At 48.6% G+C, this 422-nt stretch carries 1 pseudogene; it reads right to left on the bottom strand.

Annotated elements, in window-relative coordinates:
- Positions 1-422, bottom strand: a pseudogene (gene iolX / locus SB658_RS22025) (scyllo-inositol 2-dehydrogenase); the annotation flags it as partial.

Genomic DNA, 422 nt, shown 5'->3' on the forward strand with positions numbered 1-422 from the left:
CCCGAATCAAATTCAAGATATGTTAATGCCTGATCGACATCGCCGCACTCCTCCATGAACGGGTGCTTTAAAATCCTCCCGTGCCCGCTGACGGACGTAACCTCGGCATACATGAGATATCTCGCGATGTCGTAATCATGAATCGAGCAGTCAATGAAAAGCCCTCCGCTATGTTTGATAAATTCCGCGGGCGGTGCGCCTTGATCTCTTGTAAATCCTTTATAATAAATGGGTCTGCCGATTTCCCCGGCGTCGATTCTTCTTTTCGCGTCGGCGTATGCCGGATCAAACCGCCTCATAAAACCGACCTGGCAGATGACGTCCGTTTCTTCGATTTTTTTCATGACTTTTATCGATTCCTCAAGACTCAGGGTGAGCGGCTTTTCAACAAAGATGTGCTTGCCGTTTTCAGCCGCCTTCAT

The sequence above is a fragment of the Bacillus sp. SIMBA_008 genome (assembly GCF_046535495.1).
GTDB lineage: Bacteria > Bacillota > Bacilli > Bacillales > Bacillaceae > Bacillus > Bacillus subtilis.